The sequence below is a fragment of the Streptomyces griseoaurantiacus genome (genome assembly GCF_036189845.1).
Taxonomy (GTDB): domain Bacteria; phylum Actinomycetota; class Actinomycetes; order Streptomycetales; family Streptomycetaceae; genus Streptomyces; species Streptomyces griseoaurantiacus.
This window is the reverse complement of sequence record NZ_CP108326.1, coordinates 2,540,670-2,563,213: the sequence shown is the minus strand read 5'-3', so window position 1 is coordinate 2,563,213 and position 22,544 is coordinate 2,540,670. Positions and strand designations below refer to the sequence as shown.

General features: G+C 69.9%; 24 protein-coding genes. 16 read left to right on the top strand and 8 right to left on the bottom strand.

The genetic code is table 11. The features are described 5' to 3' along the window. The first annotated feature begins 14 nt into the window (after positions 1–14). Positions 15–1,100 (top strand): restriction endonuclease subunit S, encoded by a 1,086-nt coding sequence (locus OHB09_RS11325; RefSeq protein ID WP_328921926.1) that lies wholly within the window; start codon positions 15–17, stop codon positions 1,098–1,100. A 58-nt stretch (positions 1,101–1,158) separates the two neighbouring features. Here OHB09_RS11325 and OHB09_RS11320 read toward each other — a convergent pair whose 3' ends face one another. Together OHB09_RS11320 and OHB09_RS11315 are read right to left on the bottom strand one after the other, a co-directional pair. Continuing rightward, positions 1,159–1,380: a DUF397 domain-containing protein gene (locus OHB09_RS11320; protein WP_328921925.1), complete on the bottom strand. Its 222-nt coding sequence runs from the start codon at positions 1,378–1,380 to the stop codon at positions 1,159–1,161. Next, entirely contained in the window at positions 1,373–2,167 is a 795-nt protein-coding gene (locus OHB09_RS11315) for a helix-turn-helix domain-containing protein (protein WP_328921924.1), read from the bottom strand. Before OHB09_RS11315 ends, OHB09_RS11320 begins: the two co-directional genes overlap by 8 nt. Positions 2,168–2,361: 194 nt before the next feature. Between OHB09_RS11315 and OHB09_RS11310 the strand changes: the two genes are divergently transcribed. From OHB09_RS11310 to OHB09_RS11295, 4 genes are all read left to right on the top strand, one after another. Then, entirely contained in the window at positions 2,362–2,727 is a 366-nt protein-coding gene (locus tag OHB09_RS11310; protein WP_328921923.1) for a hypothetical protein, read from the top strand. Then, on the top strand, positions 2,724–3,092 hold the full coding sequence (locus tag OHB09_RS11305; RefSeq protein WP_328921922.1) for a hypothetical protein: 369 nt from the start codon (positions 2,724–2,726) through the stop codon (positions 3,090–3,092). The genes OHB09_RS11310 and OHB09_RS11305 overlap by 4 nt, the downstream gene beginning before the upstream one ends. Positions 3,093–3,246: 154 nt before the next feature. Then, on the top strand, positions 3,247–6,843 hold the full coding sequence (locus OHB09_RS11300; RefSeq protein ID WP_328921921.1) for a type I restriction endonuclease: 3,597 nt from the start codon (positions 3,247–3,249) through the stop codon (positions 6,841–6,843). Positions 6,844–6,847: 4 nt separating this feature from the next. After that, positions 6,848–7,627 carry a M48 family metallopeptidase gene (locus OHB09_RS11295; protein WP_328921920.1) on the top strand — a complete coding sequence of 260 codons (780 nt, stop codon included), beginning with the start codon at positions 6,848–6,850 and terminating at the stop codon, positions 7,625–7,627. Between the two features lie 45 nt (positions 7,628–7,672). Here the strand turns inward: OHB09_RS11295 and OHB09_RS11290 are convergent, their stop codons facing one another. Together OHB09_RS11290 and OHB09_RS11285 are read right to left on the bottom strand one after the other, a co-directional pair. After that, the gene (locus tag OHB09_RS11290; RefSeq protein ID WP_191853128.1) at positions 7,673–8,533 is read right to left on the bottom strand and encodes an endonuclease I family protein; all 861 of its coding nucleotides are present in this window, start codon (positions 8,531–8,533) and stop codon (positions 7,673–7,675) included. Between the two features lie 146 nt (positions 8,534–8,679). Further along, complete coding sequence (locus OHB09_RS11285; protein WP_328921919.1) at positions 8,680–10,062, bottom strand: MFS transporter; 1,383 nt, start codon at positions 10,060–10,062, stop codon at positions 8,680–8,682. A 55-nt stretch (positions 10,063–10,117) separates the two neighbouring features. Between OHB09_RS11285 and OHB09_RS11280 the strand changes: the two genes are divergently transcribed. Then, positions 10,118–10,858 carry an AraC family transcriptional regulator gene (locus tag OHB09_RS11280; RefSeq protein ID WP_191853126.1) on the top strand — a complete coding sequence of 247 codons (741 nt, stop codon included), beginning with the start codon at positions 10,118–10,120 and terminating at the stop codon, positions 10,856–10,858. 55 nt (positions 10,859–10,913) lie between these two features. Further along, on the top strand, positions 10,914–11,483 hold the full coding sequence (locus tag OHB09_RS11275; protein WP_191853125.1) for a dihydrofolate reductase family protein: 570 nt from the start codon (positions 10,914–10,916) through the stop codon (positions 11,481–11,483). 80 nt (positions 11,484–11,563) lie between these two features. Here the strand turns inward: OHB09_RS11275 and OHB09_RS11270 are convergent, their stop codons facing one another. Continuing rightward, entirely contained in the window at positions 11,564–13,258 is a 1,695-nt protein-coding gene (locus OHB09_RS11270) for a CocE/NonD family hydrolase (protein WP_191853124.1), read from the bottom strand. 58 nt (positions 13,259–13,316) lie between these two features. Continuing rightward, positions 13,317–14,657, bottom strand: a complete 1,341-nt coding sequence (locus OHB09_RS11265) for an amidohydrolase family protein (RefSeq protein ID WP_191853123.1) — start codon at positions 14,655–14,657, stop codon at positions 13,317–13,319. Positions 14,658–14,876: 219 nt separating this feature from the next. Here OHB09_RS11265 and OHB09_RS11260 point away from each other — a divergent pair, with 219 nt between their 5' ends. From OHB09_RS11260 to OHB09_RS11235, 6 genes are all read left to right on the top strand, one after another. Next, entirely contained in the window at positions 14,877–16,364 is a 1,488-nt protein-coding gene (locus OHB09_RS11260) for an aldehyde dehydrogenase family protein (protein WP_191853122.1), read from the top strand. A 68-nt stretch (positions 16,365–16,432) separates the two neighbouring features. Beyond that, positions 16,433–16,711, top strand: a complete 279-nt coding sequence (locus OHB09_RS11255) for a muconolactone Delta-isomerase family protein (protein WP_191853121.1) — start codon at positions 16,433–16,435, stop codon at positions 16,709–16,711. Then, the gene (locus tag OHB09_RS11250; protein WP_191853120.1) at positions 16,708–17,061 is read left to right on the top strand and encodes a protocatechuate 3,4-dioxygenase; all 354 of its coding nucleotides are present in this window, start codon (positions 16,708–16,710) and stop codon (positions 17,059–17,061) included. Before OHB09_RS11255 ends, OHB09_RS11250 begins: the two co-directional genes overlap by 4 nt. Further along, positions 17,054–17,908 carry a class III extradiol dioxygenase subunit beta gene (locus OHB09_RS11245; RefSeq protein ID WP_191853119.1) on the top strand — a complete coding sequence of 285 codons (855 nt, stop codon included), beginning with the start codon at positions 17,054–17,056 and terminating at the stop codon, positions 17,906–17,908. Before OHB09_RS11250 ends, OHB09_RS11245 begins: the two co-directional genes overlap by 8 nt. Further along, a complete protein-coding gene (locus tag OHB09_RS11240; protein ID WP_191853118.1) occupies positions 17,905–18,609 on the top strand; it encodes an alpha/beta fold hydrolase in 705 nt (234 codons plus the stop codon). The genes OHB09_RS11245 and OHB09_RS11240 overlap by 4 nt, the downstream gene beginning before the upstream one ends. A gap of 251 nt (positions 18,610–18,860) precedes the next feature. Continuing rightward, the gene (locus OHB09_RS11235; RefSeq protein WP_191853117.1) at positions 18,861–19,559 is read left to right on the top strand and encodes a Crp/Fnr family transcriptional regulator; all 699 of its coding nucleotides are present in this window, start codon (positions 18,861–18,863) and stop codon (positions 19,557–19,559) included. A 57-nt stretch (positions 19,560–19,616) separates the two neighbouring features. On the opposite strand, the gene OHB09_RS11230 is transcribed toward OHB09_RS11235, so the two are convergent. Together OHB09_RS11230 and OHB09_RS11225 are read right to left on the bottom strand one after the other, a co-directional pair. Further along, complete coding sequence (locus tag OHB09_RS11230) at positions 19,617–19,838, bottom strand: DUF397 domain-containing protein (RefSeq protein WP_191853116.1); 222 nt, start codon at positions 19,836–19,838, stop codon at positions 19,617–19,619. Beyond that, on the bottom strand, positions 19,831–20,625 hold the full coding sequence (locus OHB09_RS11225) for a helix-turn-helix domain-containing protein (protein ID WP_191853252.1): 795 nt from the start codon (positions 20,623–20,625) through the stop codon (positions 19,831–19,833). The genes OHB09_RS11230 and OHB09_RS11225 overlap by 8 nt, the downstream gene beginning before the upstream one ends. Before the next feature lie 170 nt (positions 20,626–20,795). Between OHB09_RS11225 and OHB09_RS11220 the strand changes: the two genes are divergently transcribed. From OHB09_RS11220 to OHB09_RS11210, 3 genes are all read left to right on the top strand, one after another. Continuing rightward, the gene (locus OHB09_RS11220) at positions 20,796–21,083 is read left to right on the top strand and encodes a hypothetical protein (protein WP_191890143.1); all 288 of its coding nucleotides are present in this window, start codon (positions 20,796–20,798) and stop codon (positions 21,081–21,083) included. After that, the gene (locus OHB09_RS11215) at positions 21,080–21,394 is read left to right on the top strand and encodes a hypothetical protein (RefSeq protein WP_191890119.1); all 315 of its coding nucleotides are present in this window, start codon (positions 21,080–21,082) and stop codon (positions 21,392–21,394) included. Before OHB09_RS11220 ends, OHB09_RS11215 begins: the two co-directional genes overlap by 4 nt. A 66-nt stretch (positions 21,395–21,460) precedes the next feature. Next, complete coding sequence (locus OHB09_RS11210) at positions 21,461–22,513, top strand: hypothetical protein (RefSeq protein ID WP_006140591.1); 1,053 nt, start codon at positions 21,461–21,463, stop codon at positions 22,511–22,513. The last annotated feature ends 31 nt before the right edge of the window (positions 22,514–22,544 follow it).

Sequence of the window (22,544 nt, the reverse complement as noted above, 5' to 3'; positions counted from 1 at the left end):
ATAGAAGCCAGATCTTGCTCGCGCCGGATCACGTGGAGCCCGGCACAGGCGAGATCCTCAGGCTGGAGACTGCTGAATCGCAAGGGGCTCTCAGTGGCAAATACGTCGTTCTCCCTGGAGATGTTGTATTCAGCAAGATCAGGCCTGCGCTAAGAAAAGTAGCTCTTGCCAATTTTACGGGGATCTGCTCTGCCGATATGTATCCATTGCGGCCAGGGGAGGAGGTGAGTGGGGGGTTCGTTAAGGCTGTTCTTCTAGGTGATCAGTTTTCGCGATATGTGGAGAGTCTCTCGGGGCGCACTGGAATTCCGAAGGTCAACAGGGGAGACTTGCAGGGGTTCTGGTTCCCAGTTCCGCCGCTCAGTGAACAGCGGCGGATTGTTGAGGTAATCGACAGTTTCACTGAACTAGAGCGGGGCGTCGAGGCGTCGATCGCTAAGTTTGAGGCGCTGCGCTCTGGCCTGATGGAGGAACTGTCCGGGCTGGAATGTGGACAGTTCGGTGAGGTGCTCAAGCAAGGGCCGCAGAACGGGATCTACAAGCCTGCAAACTCGTACGGCCTGCAAGGCACGCCCATCGTGCGCATCGATAGTTTCTCTCGGGGGAAGTCGGACCTTACTCGGGGCCTATTGCGGGTCGCCGTGAATGACGGCGAGGTTTCGCGATACGGGCTAGACGTGGGGGATATCGTAATCAATCGCGTAAATACGCCTGACCTCGTTGGTAAATCGACATCCGTGCGGCGCTTGATTGAGTCCACGGTCTTTGAGTCGAACATGATGCGATGCAAGCTGCGTCGCTCTCTGGCAGACCCGGTGTTCACTGAGACGTGGCTGGAGAGCTCGACGGCCAAGCGGTACTTTCGGGCGCGCGCCAAGAGTGCCATCTCGCAGGCCAGCATCAACGGCGATGACGTGCGTAACTGTCCGTTTCCAAAATTGGATGTCCCGGGACAGTTGGCGTTTCTAGAGCGGCTCAATGCGGTGGATGATCAGCGGCTGGCAGAGGAAGTCGAGCTTGCGAAACTGCGTCAACTCAAGCAGGGGCTTGTAGACGACTTGCTGTCGGGGCGGGTTGCGGTACCTCTTGCGGCGGCCTGAGCGGGCGACGTCCGGCCCGAGCCATAAGGCGGGCCGGACGAGTTGTGGCGGTGAGTAGTCAGAGGGAAAGGTGTCCGTTCTTGACCCCTCCAACGAACGACGCCCACCCAGCCGATGGGAAGACCAGCGCGGGTCCCTCAGGGGCTTTGGAGTCACGGACGGGGACGCCCGTGGGGTAGTCGGCCAGGACCTCCAGGCAGCTGCCGCCCTGGTCGTTGCTGTAGGAGGACTTCCGCCAGCCCTTCAGTACCCCTGCGTTCGGTATCGCTCGGTCAGCCATGATGTTCGTAGTCCCTTGCTGTTGCCCTGAGCAGAGCCAGCGACTCCTTGAGCGGCAGAGCGTTGCCCAGTGCGAAATCGTAGCGATGCTGAAGCTCCTGGACCACTGATGGGCTGTCATGAATCTTCCCCATGTACAGACCTTCACCGTAGGCCACGGGCGGCTGATCCTCGAACCACATCAGCGTGAGCATGTTGCTCATGAGGGGATGCATGCCCAACGTGAACGGCAGAAGGTGCAGTTGGATCCGTCCGGCTTCGGCGAGTCTGACGAGGTGGTCGATCTGCTCCGCCATGACTTCCGGTCCGCCGATCCGGCGTCGCAGCACCGCTTCATCCAGGAGCGCCCACACTACGGGTGTCACTGGATCGGCAAGGACCTGTGCGCGTTCAAGGCGTGTGACGAGGCGTCTGTCACGTTCCTGTTCACCCACCGGAGGGAACGACGTGCTCAGAACCGCACGTGCGTACCTTTCCGTCTGGAGGATGCCGGGGACGAACGACAGGGCGAACTCCCGGATCATCGTTGCCTGCTGTTCGAGTGCAAGGGCCGCCTCGAAGTACCCCGCGACAGCGGTGTCGTCGTCCGGTAGGAAGCTGCTGAGTACATCGCCCGTGTTCAGCGCCCTGTCGAGGCGTCGTGCGTCCTCCTTGGACGGGGTGCGCCGGCCCGCCTCGATGTGCGCGATGTGCGAACGCGTCATCACGGCGGCCGTCGCCAGCTCCTGCTGCGTCAGTCCGGCGGCCTCGCGCTGCGCCTTCAACCACTCCCCATAGATGTTGCTCATCGTCAACTCCCGTGTGACAGATGCGTTGTCACATCCGACCCTCTGGCGAGCCTAGCCCGGCCCGTCTCACTCTGTGAGTGGATCGCTACACAGCGACGTCCATGCACGTCGACCTGCCCTCGGGCACGGAAGACCCCCGCGACCGCTACCGACGGCCCGGGGGCATGGCCCTCAACCACACTGGAGTTGAAGACGTGTTGCACCGTATCGCCTACCTCCTTGAGCCGCTGCTCCGGCTCCTGTGGCCCGCCTCCGGGCGCCACCGGCACCAGAACCGGCACCGTGCCGAGGGAAGGGCGCGGAACACCCCCGCGCCGACCACGCCCGTCACACCCGACCGCCGCCCCTCCCCATGCGAGGCCCTCCTCCACGGCGAGGACTCCCGGCTCGTCCGCCCCTATCTCCTCGCCCATGAACAACGCGTGCAGGCCAGGCGGCAGCGCGCCCGGCGCCGAACCCTCTGGCTTGCCGTGCACGGCATCGACGTAGGGCCGCGGCGCATCCACGGTGTCGATGTCGGCTCGCGCCGAGCCCGGGGCGCCGAGGTGGCCGCCGCATGATGTACGAGAGCCACGACACCGCCGCTCCCACGGCCAACCGGCCCCGACTCCTCCCCTGGTCAAATCTCGACGGCAACCCCTGCTACCTCGTCACCGACGACACCGGCACCGGCCGCCTCTCGCGCCTCGCCGACGACATCGAGACCGTCCAGCTCGGCATGGCCGACGACCTTCTCGGCCACGCCGTCGATCTGCTGGGCGACACCAAGGTCACCGCGCCCCAACTCCGTTACCTCGCGGCCCGCTTGACCGAGGCCCTCCACGACGTGCACCGCATCGCCCGCAGCAGGGGCGCGCGTCTCCCCGTGCCCCACGGCAACGGGGAGACCCTCGACTCCGTCCCCAAGGAGAGCCCCGGCGGCTGAACCCGACCGCCTTCCCGCCCGCCTCCGCCGCCGAGCGTGCGGAGGTACTGGCTTGAAACCCCCGTACGTCCGCACGAGCGGGCATCTCCCACCCCTGCATCCCTTTCCTTCACCCCACCTCCGGGGCACAGAATGGATCTCCGGGTGACGATGGATGTACGGAGAGGCGCGGGCTGTGGTGGTGCACGTGGAGCGGGACGAGGTGGAGCGGCCGTTAGTCGCGCAGTTGGAGGCCATGGGGTGGATGCACGTCCCGGGCGTGGAACTGGACACGCTCGACGCGGCGAAGCCGCTGCTCGTCGACCAGCTCGGCCCCGCGCTGCGGCGGATCAACCTCCGGGGCGGTGACGGCCGGCCCTGGATGGGCGAGGACGACGTCCGGCGGGCGGTCGGTGAGCTCGCCTCCCTCTCCCTCGGCAAGGGTGTCGTCCAGGCGAACCTCGCCGCCACCGACATGCTGCTCCACGGCTGGACGCTGCCCTCGCCCTCCGCCGCGCACGGCGGTCCGTCCGCCACCGTCCAGTACGTCGAGTGGCACCCGGATCTCGTCACGCGCAACACCTTCACCGTCGTCGACCAGCTCCGCGTGCGCAGCCGCTCCGGTGAGCTGTCCATACTCGATCTCGTCCTCTTCGTGAACGGCATCCCGCTCGTCGCCGTCGAGTGCAAGAGCCCCGATCTCGCCGAGCCCGTCCGCAGCGCCGTGCTCGATCTGCGGCACTACGCCGGGAATCCCGTACTGGACCTCGATTCCACCGGCACCCCGGTCCCCGCCGGTGTGCCGGAACTGTTCCGGACGGTGCAGCTCCTCGTCGCCGCGACCGGCGAGACCGCCCACCTGGGGACCGTCACCTCCGAGCCCGAGCACTTCCATCCGTGGCGCAGCGTCGAGCCGGAGGAGGAGAGCACGCTGCGGCGCGAACTGCGTGCCGCCGGGCTGCTCGTGGACGGCGCCGACCCGGCCGCGCCTCCGCCGCTGGGCGAGCAGCAGAAGCTCGTCGGTGTGGTCCTGCGGCCGGCCGCCCTGCTCAACGTCGTACGGCACTACGTGATCCCGATGGCCGTCGAGTCGGGGGCGGACGGCGGGGCCGTGCGGACCGTGAAGGCCGTCGCCCGGCACCAGCAGTACCGGGCCGCCGAGAAGGCCGTCCGCAGGCTGCTGACCGGACGGGCCCGCACCGGGCGGGACACCGAGGACGGGCGCGGCGGTGTCATCTGGCACACGCAGGGCTCCGGCAAGTCGCTGACCATGACGTTCCTGGTGCGGCGGGTGCATCTGCACCCTCGGCTCAGCGAGTTCATGGTGGTCGTGGTCACCGACCGCACCCAGTTGCAGACCCAGCTCTCACGGACGCTGAGGCTCAGCGAGTCCGACGTCGAGACGGCGAACACCCGGACGCAGATGGAGGGGCTGCTGCGCGACGGCGGGCGGCGCGTCGTCTTCGGGATGATCCAGAAGTACGGGACGGGCTTCACCTTCGCCGGGGAGGCGGAAGGGAGCGGGGACGACCGGGAGCTGACGGGAGCGGGAACCGGCCGGAGCGAGGAGGACGAAGGCCCCGGACCCGTACCGGACTTCCCCGAGTGCAACACCTCGCCGGACATCCTCGTCCTCGTCGACGAGGCGCACCGTTCCCACACCAGCGTCCTGCACGCCGCCCTGCGCAAGGCGATCCCGAACGCCGCCAAGATCGGGTTCACGGGCACGCCGATCACCACCGGGCGCGAGGAGGACACGCGCCGCATCTTCGGGCGGGGCGACTCGCCGCGGGGCTTCCTGGACGAGTACCGGATGGAGGACGCCGAGCACGACGGTGTCGTCGTGCGCATCCGCTACGAGGGGCGGACGGGGGAGGGCGAGGTCCGTGACGGGGAGGTCCTCGACCGGGGGTTCGACGACCTCGTCCGGGACCGTACCCCCGAGGAACGGGCCGCGCTGCTCAAGCGGTGGCCCACCGAGCGGGACGTCGCCGAGTCCGTTCCCATGATCGAGGCGAAGGCCGCCGACATGCTGGAGCACTGGGTGACCACCGTGCTGCCCGGCGGCTTCAAGGCACAGGTCGCGGCCGTCAGCCGGAAGGCGGCCGTGCGGTACCACCACGCCCTGCGCAGGGCGCGCGACGAACTGCTGGCGCAGTTGGCGGAGTTCGACCCGGAGTCCGTGACGGGGACACCGCTGGAGAAGCTGTCCGTCCGACAGCGCTATCTCCACCAGGCCCACCGGTTCCGGGCGCTGCTGCGGCGGATCGACTTCGTTCCCGTCATCTCCCCGGGTGCCGGGCACAAGCGCGGGGAGTGGCGGGAGTGGACCGACGCCGGCCGTCAGGAGGCGTACACCGAGCGGTTCCAGAAGGCGTTCCCCGAGCTGGCACCGGATCCGGAGTGGGGCGCCGTGGCCCCCTTCAACCCGCCGCAGGCCCCGACTCCGCCCGCCGGTCCCGCCGGCGGTACGAACGCTCCCTGGTCCGAGGCCGCGCACAGCGGGCCACCGCCCCTCCCCACCTCGGTGCCCGACCCCGTGCACCCCGACAGCCCCGTCGCGTTCCTGATCGTGAAGTCCATGCTGCTCACGGGGTTCGACGCCCCGCGCGAGCAGGTGCTCTACCTGGACCGGCCGATCCGGGACGCCGAGCTGCTCCAGGCCGTCGCGCGCGTCAACCGCACCTCGCCCGGCAAGGAGGTCGGCTACGTCGTCGACTACTACGGCGTCTTCGAACACCTCTCCAGCGCCCTCGCCGGATACCGGAACACCGACGTCACCGACACCATGCGCGAGCTGTCCCACGAGGTGGACGAACTCGGTCCCGCCGCCCGGAAGGTCCGCGACTTCCTGGGGCGCAACGGCATCGACGACGCGCGGCTCGACCAGCTCGCCACGCTGGGTCCCGCAGCCCGCGCCCTGGAATCCAAGGACCTGCGGTTCGGCTTCGACGAGGTACTGCACGAGTTCCTCGCCACCCTCGAACGCGTCCTCCCGCACGAGGACGCCTTGGCCTACGTGGCGGACGCCCGGCGCTGGAGCCTGCTCCAGAAGCGGGTGCGGCGGCTGTACCGGGACGCCGAGGGCGGCACGTTCACCCTGCGCCGCCACGGGCGCAAGGTCCGGGCGATGATCGCCGACCACCTCGAAGGGCCGGAGATCGACCAGGTCATCCCGCCGGTCTCGCTCACCGCCCTCACCTTCGACGACGCCGTGCGGCGGCTGCCGCCGCAGGAGGCGGCGGCGGAGATGGGCCACGCGCTCCGCTTCCACCTGGAGGAGCGGACGAAGCGGGAGGACCCCGCGAAGTACGAGCGGCTGTCCACGCGCCTGGAAGAGATCCTGCGCACGATGCCGGGTCGCTTCGAGGAGCAGATCGAGGAGTTCGGCCCGCTGATCGAGGAGGCCAGGCAGGAGCAGGAGGAGTCCCCGGAACTCGCCGGTCTCACGCCGCTCGAACAGCGGGCGTACCGGCTCGTGGAACAGATCCTGGAGGACACACCCGGGATCAGCCTCGCCGACGGCGGCGACATCGGGCGGCTCACGGGCACGGTGTGCGACGTGGCCACCGGCGTCATGGCCAGGGCCTCGTACCAGGGGCAGCACCAGGACATCAGCATGCTGGCCGGAAACCTCCAGGATGCCCTGCTCAGGAACAGCGTCCGGCCCGTGGGCGGTGACTGGGCGTCGTTGGAGAACGCCGTCCAGCGCCTGGCGTCCTTCGCGCAGGACAACCGGCGGGAGTTCCGGAACAGGGCGAGGGGAGAATAGGCGCGTGACCGCGCCGGCCGATCCCTCGACGTCCCCCACCCCTGGTGGGCTCCTCACCGTGGAAGGGCTGTCTCTGCGGGTGCGTGCCAGCACCCGCAGGAAACGGTTCGCCCTGACCGTCGAGAGCGACGCGACACTCACCCTCCACACCCCGGCCGGGCGCTCGACGGCCGAGGCGGAGCAGTTCGTCCGTGCGCATCGGGACTGGCTGGTGAGCAAGCGGCGGGAGCGGGAACGCATGCGTCCGCTCAGCCCCGTCAAGCAGCTCGTCGACGGAGAGGTCTTCCGTTATCTGGGGCGGACGTACCGGCTGGCCGTGGCAGGCGAGGAAGGGGCGGGCGGAGGAGTCCGGCTGATCGCGGGGCGCCTCGTCATGGGCCGGGAGCCGGCGGCGGAGCCGCGCGCGGGGCGGGCCGCGCTCGTCGACTGGTACTGCCGGGCCGGCCGGAACTGGACGGGACACCGACTGCAACCCTGGGCGGCCCGCATGGGGGTGGCCGAACCGGAACTCGAGGTGCGGGACCTGGGGGACCGGTGGGGCTCGTACCGGCCCCCTCGGGCCGGGGCGGGTACCAAGGGTGTGATGAGTCTTGGATGGCCGCTCTTCCAACTGCCCATGCACCTGATCGACTACGTCATCGCCCATGAACTGGCCCATGTGAAGGTCTCCGGGCACCGTGCGGACTTCTGGAGACTGCTGCGGACCGCGCTGCCCGAGTACGAGGAACGGCGGGCGGACCTCGACGAGCTGGGGCGGCGGCTCTGGATGGGTGACATCCGGTAGGACGGTCCGACCTCCCTGTACGAGGGAGGCCGGACCCGGCGTCGCCTACCAGATCGACTCGACCCACTCCGGGTGGTCGATGAACGGGTTGCGGTTGTGCTGGTAGGTGTCGTAGATGACGTCGTTGCGCTTCTCCTCGAAGGCGCTCGGCGGGTCCTGCTCGTTCCACGCCTTGAGGACGGAGAGCTTGCCGATGTTCGGCTTGCTGCCGTTGCCGACCTGCTCGTTGGGCTCCAGGTCGGCGAAGCCGTCGTCGCCCTCGTAGCGCACGGCCATGTAGAGGATCATGCGGGCCACGTCGCCCTTGACCGCGTCGCGCGGTTCGAAGGAGTCGGAGTCCACGCGGCTGCCGCCGCCGTTCGCGACCGCGCTGCCGCCGTTGTCGAAGTCCAGGTTGCCGCGGACGCTGTTGACCTTGACGTCCGTGGGGCGCAGGTGGTGCAGGTCGGTGCCGGGGCCGGTCGCCGTGCCGAAGTCGCCGTGGGACTTGGCCCAGGTGTGCTCGCGGTTCCAGTCGCCGACGTCGCCCCCGTTCAGGGACTTGCTGCGGGAGACGCCGCTGTACAGCAGGATCACGTTGCTGCTGTTGTTCGGGTCCTGGTCGGTGACCTTCAGGGCGTTCCAGACCGCGGAGTAGGAGATCTTGGTCTGGCTGCTGATGATCGTGTGGAGGGCCGACTTCAGGCTGCTGCCGGTCTTGCCGACGGCGTTCTTGTAGTACGTCGAGTCGTACGGGCTCGTGGTGGCCGTCGCGGCCGTGACGGCCGTCGTCCTCGCGGACACCGGGGTGGGGGAGGCCGGTGTCGCGGAGGCCGGGGCCGCGCTCAGGGCCGGGGCGGTGAGCCCGGCCAGAACGGTGGCGGTGGCCCAGGCCACCGCCTTGCGGTGGATACGTGCTGCCGTCATGTGGGGGGTCCCCTTCTACGCGGGTTGAACGGGGGCGGCAGACGGGAGCGTGACATGAACATGTGAACGTGTAAAGGGTGCGGGGGAGCCGTCGGGCGAAGCGGGGGCGTCGTCGCGGTGCCGCTCCGTCCGCCGGTCACTGCACGTCAGGCTCCGGCCCCGGGTGCGGGTTTGGCCGCCCGGGCGTCGTACTCCCAGAACGGCCGGACCAGCAGGGCGGCCCCCAGGACGAGCACCACGCACACCAACGCCGCGCCGGACCACGCGACCGTGAGGGAGGCCACGGCGGCCGTCGTCCCGGCGCGCAGGTCGCCCAGGCGGGGACCGCCGGACACCACCACCGTGAACACGCCCTGGAGCCGGCCGCGCAGCCGGTCCGGCGCGTAGGTCTGGAGGATCGTCTGCCGGTAGACGGCGCTGACGAGGTCCGCGGCCCCGGCGAGGACCAGCAGCGCCACCGCGGCCCACAGACTGCGGGCGAACCCGGCCGCCGCGACGGCCGCCGCCCAGACGACGACCGCGAGGGTCAGCGCCACCCCCTGGCGCCGCACCCGCCCGATCCACCCGCTGAACAGCCCGGCCGCGAGCGAGCCGGCCGCGATCGCCGCGTACAGCGGGCCCACCCCGCCGTGGAACCGCTCGGCGGCCGCCTGCGGGAACAGGGCCTGCGGCATGGCGAGCACCATCGCCGCGATGTCCACCGCGAAGGACATCACCAGCACCGGGCTCCCGCCCAGGAACCGCAGCCCGTCGAGGACCGAGCGCAGCCCGGGGCGCCCGGTGGCCCCCTCCGCGGGCGGGAGCGGGGGCAGCCGGAGGGCCGCGTACAGGGCCGCCGTGAACAGCAGGGCGTCCGCCCCGTAGGCGAGGGAGAAACCGCCGGGCAGCGAGAGCAGCAGGCCGGCGAGCAGCGGACCGAGCACCTGCCCCAGGTCGCCGGCGGTGTACAGCAGTGCGTTGGCGCCCGGGATCTGCTCCGCCGGGACCAGCAGCGGCACGATCGCCCCGCGCACCGAGGAGGAGACCGCGAAGCCGCCGGACTGCACGGCGACCAGGGCGAGGATCAGCGCCGGGGAGCGCACCTCCAGCACGCTCTGCAGCAGCAGTGCGAGGGTCACCGCCCAGGTGAGCAGGCAGGAGCCGAGGTAGAGCCGGCGCCGGTCGACCGCGTCGGCGACGGCGCCCCCGTACAGCCCGAACACGACGATCGGCAGCAGCCCGACCAGCCCGCCGAGGCCGACGATCAGTGAGGACCCGGTGAGCGCGTAGAGCTGCACCGGGACGGCGACGGAGGTGAGCATGACGCCGACGAGAGCGGCGCCCTGCCCGAGGAAGGTCCGCCGGAAGGCGGGCAGGGCGAGCGGCCGGGTGTCGGCGACGGCCCGCCGCAGCAGCCCGCCCAGCCCGGTGCGGGGGGTGCCGTTCGGCGCCTCCGCCGCTTCCGCGGCTTCCTGTGCGGACTCCGGTCCGTGCCGCCCCGGTTCGGGCTCGGGTGTCTCAGGGGTGGCCGTCGAAGGGGTGTGGCTCATGGGCACCACCCTTGTCCACACCCACCCCCGTCGGCTTTCGATAACCTGTCCACTTGTGTCGCAGAACCGCCAAGACCATCACCCCGGCGAACTCATCGCCCGGCACCGGCACGAGGACCACCAACTCGTCTACGTCGCCAGGGGAGTTCTGGCCGTGCGGACCGACCACGGGGCATGGGTGGCGGGCGCCCGGCGGGCCGTCTGGGTCCCGGCCGGCACCTGGCACGAACACAGGGTCCACGGGCACACCGAGGTGCACACCCTCCACTTCCCCCTCGGCTGCACCCCGCTGCCCACCGGCACCCCGACCGTCATCGCCGTTCCCGCGCTGCTGCGCGAACTCCTCGTCGCCAGCACCGAGCCCGGTCTCACCCCCGGCGAGAGCGACCGGCTGCGCGCGGTCATCGAGGACCGGCTGTGCCGCGCCGACATCGCCCCGCTCCAGCTCCCCTGCGCCCGCGACCCCCGCCTCCACCAGGCCTGCCGCATCGTCACGGACGACCTCGCCCGGCCGCTCACCATCGCCCGCCTCGCCCGCGAGGTCGGCCTCAGCGAACGGCACCTGAGCAGGCTGTTCCACACCGAGTTCGGCACGACGTACCCCCAGTGGCGGACCACGGCCCGCCTCTTCCAGGCGATGATCGAACTCACCGACGGCGCCACGGTCACCGAGACGGCCCACCGCTGCGGCTGGTCCACCCCCAGCGCCTTCGTCGCGACCTTCACCCGCACCCTGGGCCAGACCCCGGGCGCCTACCGGTCGGCGGGCGCCCGCCCCCCGGAGGCGGCACGATGAGTTCCGGGGCGCCGGACGGTCAGAGGACCGACCCCGATCCCGAGGAGGACCTCCGATGCGCAAGGTGACCTGTTCCATGAGCGTCTCGCTCGACGGCTACATCGTCGGTCCCGACGGCCGCTTCGACTGGTCGGTGCCCGACGCGGAGGTCTTCCGCCTCGCCATGGACGAGGTGCGCGGACTCGACGTCCACCTGCTGGGGCGGCGGCTGTACGAGACGATGGTGTACTGGGAGGACGCCGACGAGAAGCCCGAACTCGACGACCAGGAACGCGAGTTCGCCGCGATCTGGAACGCGCTCCCCAAGGTGGTGTTCTCCACCACGCTGCAGGGCGCGCAGGTGCGGGGCAACGCCCGCCTGGCCTCCGGCGGCCCGGCGGAGGAGATCCGACGGCTGCGTGCTGAGCCGGGGGAGGGCGACATCGGGATCGGCGGGGCGACGCTCGCCGCCGAGGCGGCGGCGCACGGTTTGATCGACGAGTACCGGATCAGGGTCTACCCGGTGCTGGTCGGCGGCGGCACACCGTTCTTCCCCCGCGACGAACGCCGGGCCGACCTCGCCCTCGCCGAGACCCGCACGTTCGACTCGGGGGTCGTCTACCTCCGCTATCAGGTGCGGCGTTAGAGCCTTTCCGGCGGATCAAGCCGCAGGAGGGGAACGGTGCCTTGTTCTGTCGCCGCCGCTTTCGGGCGGTCCGCCGGAGGTCAGCGGGCCGAGCGGTCGATTACGGGCAGGAGGAGCCGGGAGGGGTGGTCCCCGCCGGTGTGGACGGTGTGCCGGCCGGTGTTGTGCGGTTCCTGGTGGTGGATGACCGCCGGAACTCCTGGATACGTGTTGTGGTCGCTGCCCTTCACCCGCACCGCCAGGCGCTCCCCGGCCCGGAACAGGGTCGAGGACGGCCAGATCTCGATGTCGACGAGGGTGGGACGGCCGGGCTCGAGCGGCACGGACCGGGCGTGGGTGTGCCACGGCTGCTGCGGGGTCGAACGCTCGGCATCGAGGTCGCGGTGGCTGGCACGGAGCCATCCGAGAGCGACCGGCCCGTCGTGGAACATGGACTGGAACGGGAACGGCACCCGCACGCCGTCGCGGTCGAACTTCTCCACGGCCACGAAGAGATCGGCCTCGTCCGTCTCGCTCTCCACCCACAGCTGCAGGGACATGGTGCCCGTGACTTCGGTGTCCTCGTCGAAGGCGACCGAGAACTCGACGAAGTCCTGCGGGTCCTCGGAGTCGTAGCTGAGGCTGGACGCCGCCGGGAGGTCCTTCGCGAGCGCGCCCGCCGCGGCGTCGAGGAACAGCGGCGTCGAGACGGTGCCCTCGAGCGGCCAGGTCTTCTCGGCTCGTACCTCGCCCACGAAGTGCGACTCGCGGACCTCGATGTTCACCCGCGGCCAGGACAACGTGGCGCCGGGTGCCTCTTTCAGGAACGTCGTGAAGAACTCCAGTTGCCGGGCCAGGCTCTCGGGACGGTAGTAGTAGGGCCACTTCATGCGGCCGTGCACCTCGAGCCACTTCTCACGGGAGCCGGCCTGCTTGAAACCCTCGATCGTGCCCCGTGTGTGGATGCCGTGGTCGCCCCAGTCCACGACTGCGTACAGCGGCACCTCGATCTTCGACAGGTCGGGCGTTCTCGCCTTCCAGTACGCGTCGAAGTGCGGGTGCTGCCTGCACAGTTCGACGACGTCCTCCACCCGGTTGCGGGAGTAGGCCGTGGACTCGATCCACCACCCGCGGAAACGGGTCTCGCGGATCCCGCCCTGCATGGCGATGTCGCGGTAGGGGTCGGAGTAGCCCTCCCACGGGTTGATGGCGAACAGGTGCGGCGGCCGGGTCGCCGCCACGTTCCACTGGCTCCACGCCAGGTAGGACACACCGGTCATGCCGACCCGTCCGTTGCTCCACGGCCGGCCGGCCGCCCACTCGATGACGTCGTAGCCGTCGGCGGCCTCCTGCGGGGAATGGAACGTCAAGGACCCCTCCGATCCCCACGATCCTCGGGAATCCGCGTTGACGACCGCGAAGCCCTGACGGCACCAGTACAGCGGGTCGGGGCCCTCCCACACGGTGTAGTGCGACACCGAGACATCCGTCGTCCCCGGGTCGACGAACCCGTGGTCCTCCTGCCCGGCCTGCGGGTACAGCATGTGGAACCCCTTGCGGGCGTGTTTTCCGTACGGGCTGTAGGTGAACAGCACCGGCAGGTCCGACTGCCCCTCCGGGCGGAAGACGTCCACGCGGAGCACGACGCCGTCCCGCATCGGGACGGCCACATCGCGTTCGACGATCAGACCGTGCTCGACGCGGCGGGAAGGAGCCAGGCCGGGGTACCTCCCCTCTTCCGGCGGGATCGGCAGTCGGTAGAGCATTTCGAAGCTTTCGTTCTCGTTCTCGGGCATGACGAGCCTTTCGCCTGACTGGTGCTCCGGGGGCCGTGCAGAATGGTGCGGAACGGTGCTACGAATTCGCGAGCAGATATTCCTTCGAGGCCTCACCCGCTTCTGCGAGCTTCTCGAAGTCCTGGCCCACGAGGCGGCCGCCCCATTTCGCCACGACGCCGTTGACGAAGACGGCGTCGACATTCTCGATGGCGGCGAAGTTCACGACCGTGCCCATGACGGATCCGGCGCCGCGCGTATTCACCCGGCCCAGCGAGAGGACGACCAGGTCGGCTTTCTTGCCGCTTGTGAGCGTCCCGATGCGATGTGGCAGTGCGGCATTCAGCGCACCACCGATCGTCGCCGCCCTGAGCGCGTCCAGGGGCCCATAAGGGGCCGGGGTGTCCGTCGCGCCGGACTGCTGTTCACTGAGGCTCAGGCCTCGCTGTACCGTCTGCAGAACGCGCATCTCGGTGAAGAGGTCGTGCCCGTAGGCCAGCTCGTTGTCCGAACTGATTCCCTCTTGAATATTGCGCCGATTCGCCTCGAGGATCGGGATGAAGGGCCCGAGCCCGAGGTGCGGATCCGACCGGGGGACGACGTTCACCGCGGCGCCGCTCTCGGCGATGGCGTCCCACGACCTGTCCGTCAGCCCCGAGCAGTGGTTGAGGGTGTGTCCCGGGTGCAGGAGGCCGGAGGTGAGGAGCTGTTCGGAATCGGTGACCCACCCGCCCATCTCCGAGGACACGTCGATGCCGTGTTCGGCCGCGAACCGCCAGGACTCGAGCGTCGGCCAGCTGTCCATCATCCGGATGGTGAGGAGTCCGTCGGCCGATGCGTGCGCGTCACGCAGGCGCAGGATGTCGGCGGGGAGCTGGTGGTCGTGGTCGCCCTCCATGGCCGGCCCCGCCGCGTACACGGCCCGGATCCCCGATCCGCGCAGGGCCTCGATCGCCGCGTCCGAGTGCTCCGCACTGCGCGAGTTGTGGCTGTTGTCGACGATCGTCGTCGTGCCGGCGTTCAGGGCCCGCGCCGCGGTCAGCCGCTGGGCGATGGCCATGTCCTCGGGCCGGTAGGCCTTTCCCAGCTTTCCGTGGGTCAGGGCCATGTATTCCGCGAAGGTCGCGTCGGGAGCGATGCCACGCAGTTGGCCCTCCCAGGCGTGGATGTGCGAATCCACCAGTCCGGGAATGACGATCGACCCGGTGAGGTCGACGACGATGGCGTTTCCCCCCACACGTGCCGCCAGACCCGGTCCGACCGCCTCGATGGTGTCACCCGAGATGAGGATGTCGCCGAGGAATCCAGCCTGATCGTCCATGGTGATGACGTGCGCGCCGGTGAGCAGAATGCGCCGGTTCCCGTCACCCGCGGTGGCGGTTATCTTGTCCAGCTTTTCGGGCTGTTGTGATGTCGACATGGTGTCGTACCTATCGTGCAGGGCTGTGGTGCCGGTACGGGTGGGATTTCGACGAGAACTGTACGGACTCACGGCGCGGGCGCCGTGACTCAGGTTACGGACGTCGGCCGACGGCCTCGTTAGTGTCATTCATCGATGCCAACCCGTTCAGAAGGCCACGGTCCCGGTGCGCGAGGCGTACCGGGCGGCGAGAATTCTGGACCGAAAAAGGAGAAAGTCATGCCGACCGGCTTCGACACGGGCACACAGCGGCAGGAGCTGTTCATCGGGGGCGGCTGGACGGCGGCGGCCGACGGCGCCGTGTACGAGTCGCTGGACCCGTACACGGGCGAGGTCGCCTGCCGGGCGGCCGCTGCCTCGGCGGCGGACGTCAACCGTGCGGTGGATGCCGCGAGCGCGGCCTTCCCGGACTGGGCCGGCCGTTCACCCGCCGAGCGGTCACGGACCCTGCTCGCCTGCGCGGACGCGATCGAGGCGCGCTCCGCGGAGATCTCCGAGGCGGTGACCGCGGAGATGGGCGGGCCGTCCGGGTGGGGTCACTTCAACATCAAGATCCTGGTCGACAAGGTCCGGTACGCCGCGATGTCCGCCTATGAGGGGCTGACGGGCGAGGTCATTCCGTCGGACGATCCCCGTCGCACCGCGCTGGCCGTCCGCAAGCCGGTCGGCGTCGTGGCGAGCATCGTGCCCTGGAACGCCCCGGTCCTGCTCGTGGGCGCGTCGGTGCCGGCGGCTCTCGTCCTCGGCAACACCGTGGTGATGAAGGCTTCCGAGCAGACCCCCCGCACGCACGGACTGGTCGCCTCCTGCTTCGCCGAGGGCGGCCTGCCGGACGGCGTGATCAACCTGATCACGAACGCCCCCGAGAACGCGGCCGAGGTCGTCGACGCGCTTGTCTCCCACGAGGCCGTGCGACGTGTTCACTTCACCGGATCGACGCGGATCGGGCGGGTCATCGCCGAGCTGGCCAGCAAGACGCTCACGCCGGTCGTGCTGGAGCTCGGCGGCAACTCTCCCTTCATCGTCCTCGCCGACGCCGATCTGGACGTCGCGGTCAGCGCGGCCGCCTTCGGCTCGTTCGCCAACACCGGACAGGGCTGCCTGTCCACCGGCCGGATCGTGGTGGACCGCAGCATCGCCGACGAGTTCAGCCGCCGCCTGGTCAAGGTCGCGAATTCGATCGTCTACGGCGACCCCCGCCGCAAGGAGTCGATGTACGGCCCGCTGATCAACGCGAACTCCGTGCGGCACGTCCAGGAGCTCGTCACCGACGCGGTCGCGGGAGGAGCCGACCTGCTCGCGGGCGGAGTCGCCGACGGGCCGTGTTTCGCGCCGACCGTGCTCGCCGGAGTCACCCCGGCCATGCGCGCCTACCGGGAGGAGTCGTTCGGGCCCATGGTGACGGTCATTCCGGTCGACGGCCCCGAGGAAGCCCTGGCCGTCGCCAACGACAACGAGTACGGACTCAGCTCGGCCATCTTCAGCCGGGATGTGACTCTCGCGCTCGATCTGGCCAAGCGGCTGGACGTCGGCATGTGCCACATCAACGGCGCGACGCTGGACGACGAGGCGCAGATGCCCTTCGGCGGCGTGAAGAACAGCGGCTACGGGAAGTCCGGTGGCCGCACCGGCCTCGCCGAGTTCACCGAGGTCCAGTGGATCACCATCGAGGGCCCGGACACCCCGCACTACCCGATCTCGGAGTGACCGAGGTCATGCCCACCACCCGCCGGGGCGCCACGGCCGACACCGCACGGCGCCCGGAAGGAGCAGCAATGGAGTTCTTGGTCAGGTTCGAGACCAACCTCCCCGACACGATGCCCGCCGCCGAACGGAACCGGTTGAAAGCTCTCGAACGCGACCGCGCTCAGCAGCTGCGGAGTGAGGGAACGCTTCTGTGCCTGTGGCGGGTCCCCGGGAGGCAAGCGGTGATCGGTCTCTGGAACACCACGGACGCCACCCACCTGCACGACGCGCTGGTGTCCCTGCCCGCCTTCCCCTGGATGGACGTCACGGTCGAGGCGCTCGCCACCCATCCTCAGGAGCAGCGATGACCACCAAGCCGGACGTGCCGGGGACGTACGTCTTCGACATCGCGGACAGTCGTCACGGCCATGCGATCAACGAGCTGTGCTCCACGCTGACGACGCCGGCGCACCGCGCCCGCTTCCTCGCCGACGAGGCGGACTACTGCGATCACTTCGACATGACGCCCGCGCAACGCACTGCGGTGCTGCAGCGTGACTGGCGGTCGCTGCTGGACCTCGGGGGCTCGATCTTCCACGTCCTCAAGCTGGCGACGGTGGACAAGCTGTCGATGCAGCACCTCGGGGGCGTCTTCACCGGCATGACGACCGAGGACTTCATCGCGGCGATGAGGGCAGGAGGACGCCGCTGTGGCTGAGGTGACATGGGGGCTGGCGACGAGCCACGTCCCGTCCATCGGCGCCGCCATGGACAACCGCAGGACGCAGGAGCCGTACTGGAAGCCGCTGTTCGACGGCTACCGGCAGGCCCGTGACTGGATGGCCGACCACACGCCCGACGTCATCGTCCTGGTGTACAACGATCACGCCAACGCGATCGGCCTGGATCTCGTCCCGACCTTCGCGTTGGCCACGGCGGCCAGCTTCCCGGTCGCCGACGAGGGCTGGGGACCCCGTCCGGTCCCGACCGTGTACGGCCATCCCGAGCTCGCGCAGCACCTCGTCGAGTGCCTTGTCGACGACGCGTTCGACATCACGGTCGCCCACCGGCTCGCGGTGGATCACGGCTTCACGGTCCCGCTCTCGGTGTACCACCCCGACCCCGGTGACGCCTGGCCGTGTCCGGTGATCCCGCTGCTGGTCAACGTCATCCAGTACCCGCAGCCCACCGCGGCCCGGTGCTACGACCTCGGCAAGGCCCTGGGCAGAGCCATCCGCGCCTACCCCGAGGACCTGAAGGTCGCCGTGTTCGGGACCGGCGGGATGTCGCACCAGCTCGCCGGGGAACGCGCCGGCCTGATCAATCCGGTCTTCGACGCGATGTTCATGAGCAAGATCCAGAGCGATCCGCAGGCACTTGCGTCCCTCAGCCGCGAGACGTACATCAGGGAGGCCGGCTCCGAAGGGATCGAGATGATCATGTGGCTGGTCATGCGTGGTGCGATGGACGAGGACATCACGAGGATCTCGGACACCTATCACGTGCCGGCGTCCAACACCGCCGCGGCGCTGGCGCTCTTCGAGAACAGGGCCCCGGGACGGTGACCACCTTTGTGCTCCTGCACGGAGCGTGGCACGGAGGCTGGTGCTGGACGAGGGTGGCCGCCCGCCTCCGCGACGCCGGGCACTCGGTGTTCAGCCCGACGTTCACCGGCGTGAGCGACCGCGCGCACCTGCTGTCCCCGCAGATCGACCTGCACACGCACGTCGACGACATCGTGCGGCTGATGGACGCCGAGAATCTGCACGACGTGGTCCTCGTCGGCCACAGCTATGCGGGAATGGTGGTCGCCGGCGTCACCGAGCAGCGCCCCGACCGGATCCGGACCCGGGTCTACCTGGACGCCTTCCTCCCGCGCGACGGCGAGTCCGCGATCGATCTGCTGCCCGACCACATCGCCCGTCACTACCGCGAATCCGTCAGCGGCCCGGGATTCGGCTGGCTCATCCCGCCGCGGTCGCTCGAGGTGCTGGGCGTCACGGCCACCGAGGACCTCGACTGGCTGACTCCCCGGCTCACGCCGCAGCCGTGGGCCACCTATACGGCGCCGCTCACGCTGACCGCGCGGGAACGAGACGTACCGGCGGCCTACATCGAGTGCACGTCCTGGATGCGCGTCTTCGCTCCGTCGGCCGAACGGGCGCGCGAGCTCGGGTGGCCCGGATACGAACTCGACACCGGACACGAGGCGATGGTGACCGCGCCGGAACCACTGGCGCTGCTCCTCGACCGACTGGCCGGCTGAGAGAAGGGCCGGCACGCGGCGGTGATGTCTCGACTTCGTCGGGCGCGCCGCCGTCACGGTCGCATGCCCGCCGGGGATCCGGGACACCCCTTCGCCGATCAGGGCGTCGACCACGTCATGTGGGAGGATCGGTGGGGCCGCTGAGGATCCTCGGGCGGCGGCATGGTGTCCCCGTACCAGCGGTGGCGATCACCCGGACGGGCGTGTCTCCGCGGTGTGCGGCGCCGTGCGAGAGAGAGCGAGCGCGGTGCATGAATGCTCCGGAGTCCTTCCCCGCAGCGGCACGGGCCGCGTGGAACGACAGTCTGCTCGCCCAGTTCCCGGAACACGCCGCCGGGATCCTGGCTGAGCGGGCCATGCTGAGGCACTTCGCCAGCGGCGACGCCATCCGCGGTGCGGGGGAGCCGTCGGGGGTGGTGTACCTGATCGTCGAGGGGCTGGCCCGTGTCTTCGTCAGCTCGACCACAGGCCGCGAGGTGACGGTGCGGTACGCGGCACGAGGTGAGCTGGTCGGCCTGCCCGCCCTGGCGGCCGGCCGCCACAACCCGGACGTCGCGGTCAAGGCCATGATCGACACCGATTGCGTGTCGTTGTCGGCGAGCAGCCTGTCCCGCCTCGCGGCGACCGAGGTCGGGGTGGCGTGGCCCGTCGCGCGGTACGTCGCGGAGACGCTGCACCTCTCCGAGCAGCTGTGGAGCAACAACGTGTTCCAACCGGTGCCGCCCCGCGTGGCCTTTCACCTGTTGGAGCTGTGCACGCGGGAGGCCGGCGGTCTGGTCGTGCACGCCACGCAGGACGAGCTCGCGCGCGCGGTGGGATCCGTGCGCGAGGTCGTCGCCAGAACCCTCGGGGACTTCGCCTCCCGCGCCCTCATCGAGCGGGAGCACCGCGTCATCCGCCTGCTGGACCCCGCGGGCCTGCACCGGATCGCGGCCACCCAGCCGCGTTGAGTGCCCCGTCCGCCCACCCTCCCGTGCCACGACGGCGGCGCCGAAAGCGAACGCCGGTCACGGGCGCAGTACGTCGGCCTTCACCGCCGTGACGAACAGGGCCCAGCCCGTACGCGGGAAGACCACCGCCGGGCCGTGCGGGGTCTTCGAGTCGCGGACGGGGATGCCGACGGCCTGGTCGTCCAGGACTTCCAGGCAGCTGCCGCCCTCGGTATTGCTGTAGGAGGACTTGCGCCAGCCGTCCTTCGCGGAAGGGCAGTGCAGCCTGCGGTCAGTCATCGCCTACGTACTCCTTCGCTATCACCCTCATCAGGGCGACCGAGTCCTTCAACGGAAGTGCGTCGCTCAGGGCCAGATGGTAGATGTCGTGGAGTCGGCTGACCACGTGTGGGGAGTCGTGCAACTTGCCCATGTAGTGCCCCTCCGAGTACGCCACCGGTGGTTGGTCCTCGAACTGCATCAGCGTGAGCATGCTTTGCAGCAGGGGGTACGCGCCGGTGCCGTACGGCACGACGTGGACGCGCACTCTGCCCCGTACTGCCAGGTCGACGAGGTGGGTCACCTGTTCCGCCATGATCTCTGCCCCTCCTACCGGGCGGCGGAGAACGCCTTCGTCGAGCAGTGCCCACACCACCGGCCGTGCCGGATCGGCGAGCAGCTGCGCTCGTTCGAGGCGTGTGACAAGGAGCCTGTCACATTCCTCTTCACTCACAGGAGGGAACGCCGCGCTGAGTACCGCACGTGCGTACGCCGCCGTCTGCAGGATGCCCGGGACGAAGGCGTACGCGAACTCCCGGATCATCACCGCCTGTTGTTCGAGCAGGCGGGCCGACTCGAAGTAGTCGGCGACGGCCGCGTCCTCCGGTGGGAGGAAGCTGCTGAGCACGTTTCCCGTGTTCAGCGCCCTGTCCAAGCGGCGGGCGTCCTCCTTGGACGGGGTGCGGCGGCCCGCCTCGATGTGGGCGATGTGCGAACGCGTCATCACCGCCGCCTCCGCCAACTGCTGCTGTGTCAGTCCCGCCTTCTCGCGCTGCTGTTTGAGCCAGTCGCCGTAGATGCTGCCCAATCGGGCCTCCTCGTGTGACAGATCATTCGTCACGCTCCGACCTCTGGCGAGCCTAACCGCGGACGCTCCACTCTGTGAGCGGATCGCTACAGAAAGCGAGAACCCCCGCGACCGCGCGACCGGTCCGGGGGCATGGCCATCAACCCGCTGAGCTCCCAGGAGTTGACGACGTGCTTCACCGTATCGCCCGGCTCGTCGAGCCGTTGCTGCGTCTGCTGTATCCGCCGGAGGGCAGGCACCGGGTCGAGCCGCCACCGCCGGCTCCGGTACCGGCCCCCGTCGCGGCCGAACACCCGTTCCGTCCGTGCTACTTCGCCGACGGGCCCTGCCCCGGGGCGCGGCGGCGCGCGCTGGAGCGGCGGCGCGAGCTGTGGCGCGCGGAGTACGCCGCCGAACTCGCGGCGCACTGCGCGGCGACCGGACTCGCGGCCGAACTCGCGGCGGGAGTACGCCGATGAGGGCGGCCGGACCGGGTGAGACCCGGTTGCTGCCGTGGGCCGGGGAGGACGGCAAGCCCTGCTGTCTGGTCACGGACGGGGACGGGCCGCTGTCCCGCGCGGCCGACGCGGTCGAAGCCGTACAGCTGTCGATGGCCGTCGGACTGCTCCGGCACGCCGACGACCTGCTGGGATACGAGCGGGCGTCCGCCGTCCAGCTCCGGTTTCTGCTCGCCCGGATGTCCGAGTCGCTGCGTGACGTGCACCGGGTCGCCGAGAGCCGGGGTGCGCGGCTCGTCGATGCGGACGGCAGTGTCAGTGGGGACAAGTAGCCTGGGGCGCAGGGGAGTTACCCGACGCTTACGGGGGGTTACGGGTTGAGGCCGTTGATCGCTGTCGTGGGAAGTGCCGATCCGGGGCGGGAGTACGAGCCGCCGCTCGTGGCCGGGCACCGGGTGGAGGGGGCGTGCGGGCAGATCGGCGCGGCGCTCGCCGAGGCCGGGTGTGATCTCGTCGTCTACTCCAGCGAGGCGCAGTTCGTGGAGGACTGGGTCATCACGGGTTACCTCGCGCACGGTGAGCCCGAGCCGGGGTCCATCCATGTGCGGCCGCCGTACGGGGACGTCGACACGGACTTCCCGCTGCTCGACGAGCGGCCCGAACTGTACGACGTGCGCTACGAGTCGGGCTCCGAGTGGGAGAGCGGCTACTACCGTTCGCTCGCCGAGGTGCACGGCGTCGTGCTGATCGGCGGCGGCCGCTCGACGCTGATCACCGGCATGGTGTGCCTCGCCTTCGGCATCCCCGTGTACGCGGCGGCCTGCTTCGGCGGGGCCGGGCGCAAGGTGTGGGACGTGATGAACAGGGTCGAGCGGCACCTCACCCCCGAGGAGGTGTCGGCGATGGGCGCGGAATGGGGGCGGGACACGGCGGCCCGGCTCGTGCGGATACTGGCCGCGCAGCGGGAGCGCAAGGACGAGCGGCGCCGTCTGGACGCCCGTGCCGTGCGCCGGGCGGCCTGGCGCAGTGCCTTCGGCATCACGGTGGGGCTGCTGCTGCTCTGCCTGGGCCTGGGCATGATCCCGCTGACCTACGCCCTGGACGCGAGCGCCGCCGTCAACCTCACCGGGCTGATCGTCGGCGCCCTCGCCACCGGCACCTCGGGCGCCATCACCCGCAACGCCTTCGACCGGGGGGAGCACTGGGCGCGGACGGCGGCGCTCGGCATGTCGGCGGGCGCCGTCGCCTTCCTGCTGTTCGTCTCGGCCCAACTGGCGGCCTCCCCGGACATCCTGAGCGGGGAGGGCGCCCGCCGCCTCCTCTTCTTCGTGCTGACCGTCGGCTTCGTCTCCGGGTTCACCTTCGACGCCGTCTACGGCCGCCTCAAACAGGCGGAGCCGCCGCTGCCCCCGCCGCCGGGCCCACCGGCGGGCCCGCCGAACGGGGGGTGAGCCGGTCCGGGGCGGCAGGGGGCCACCGGAC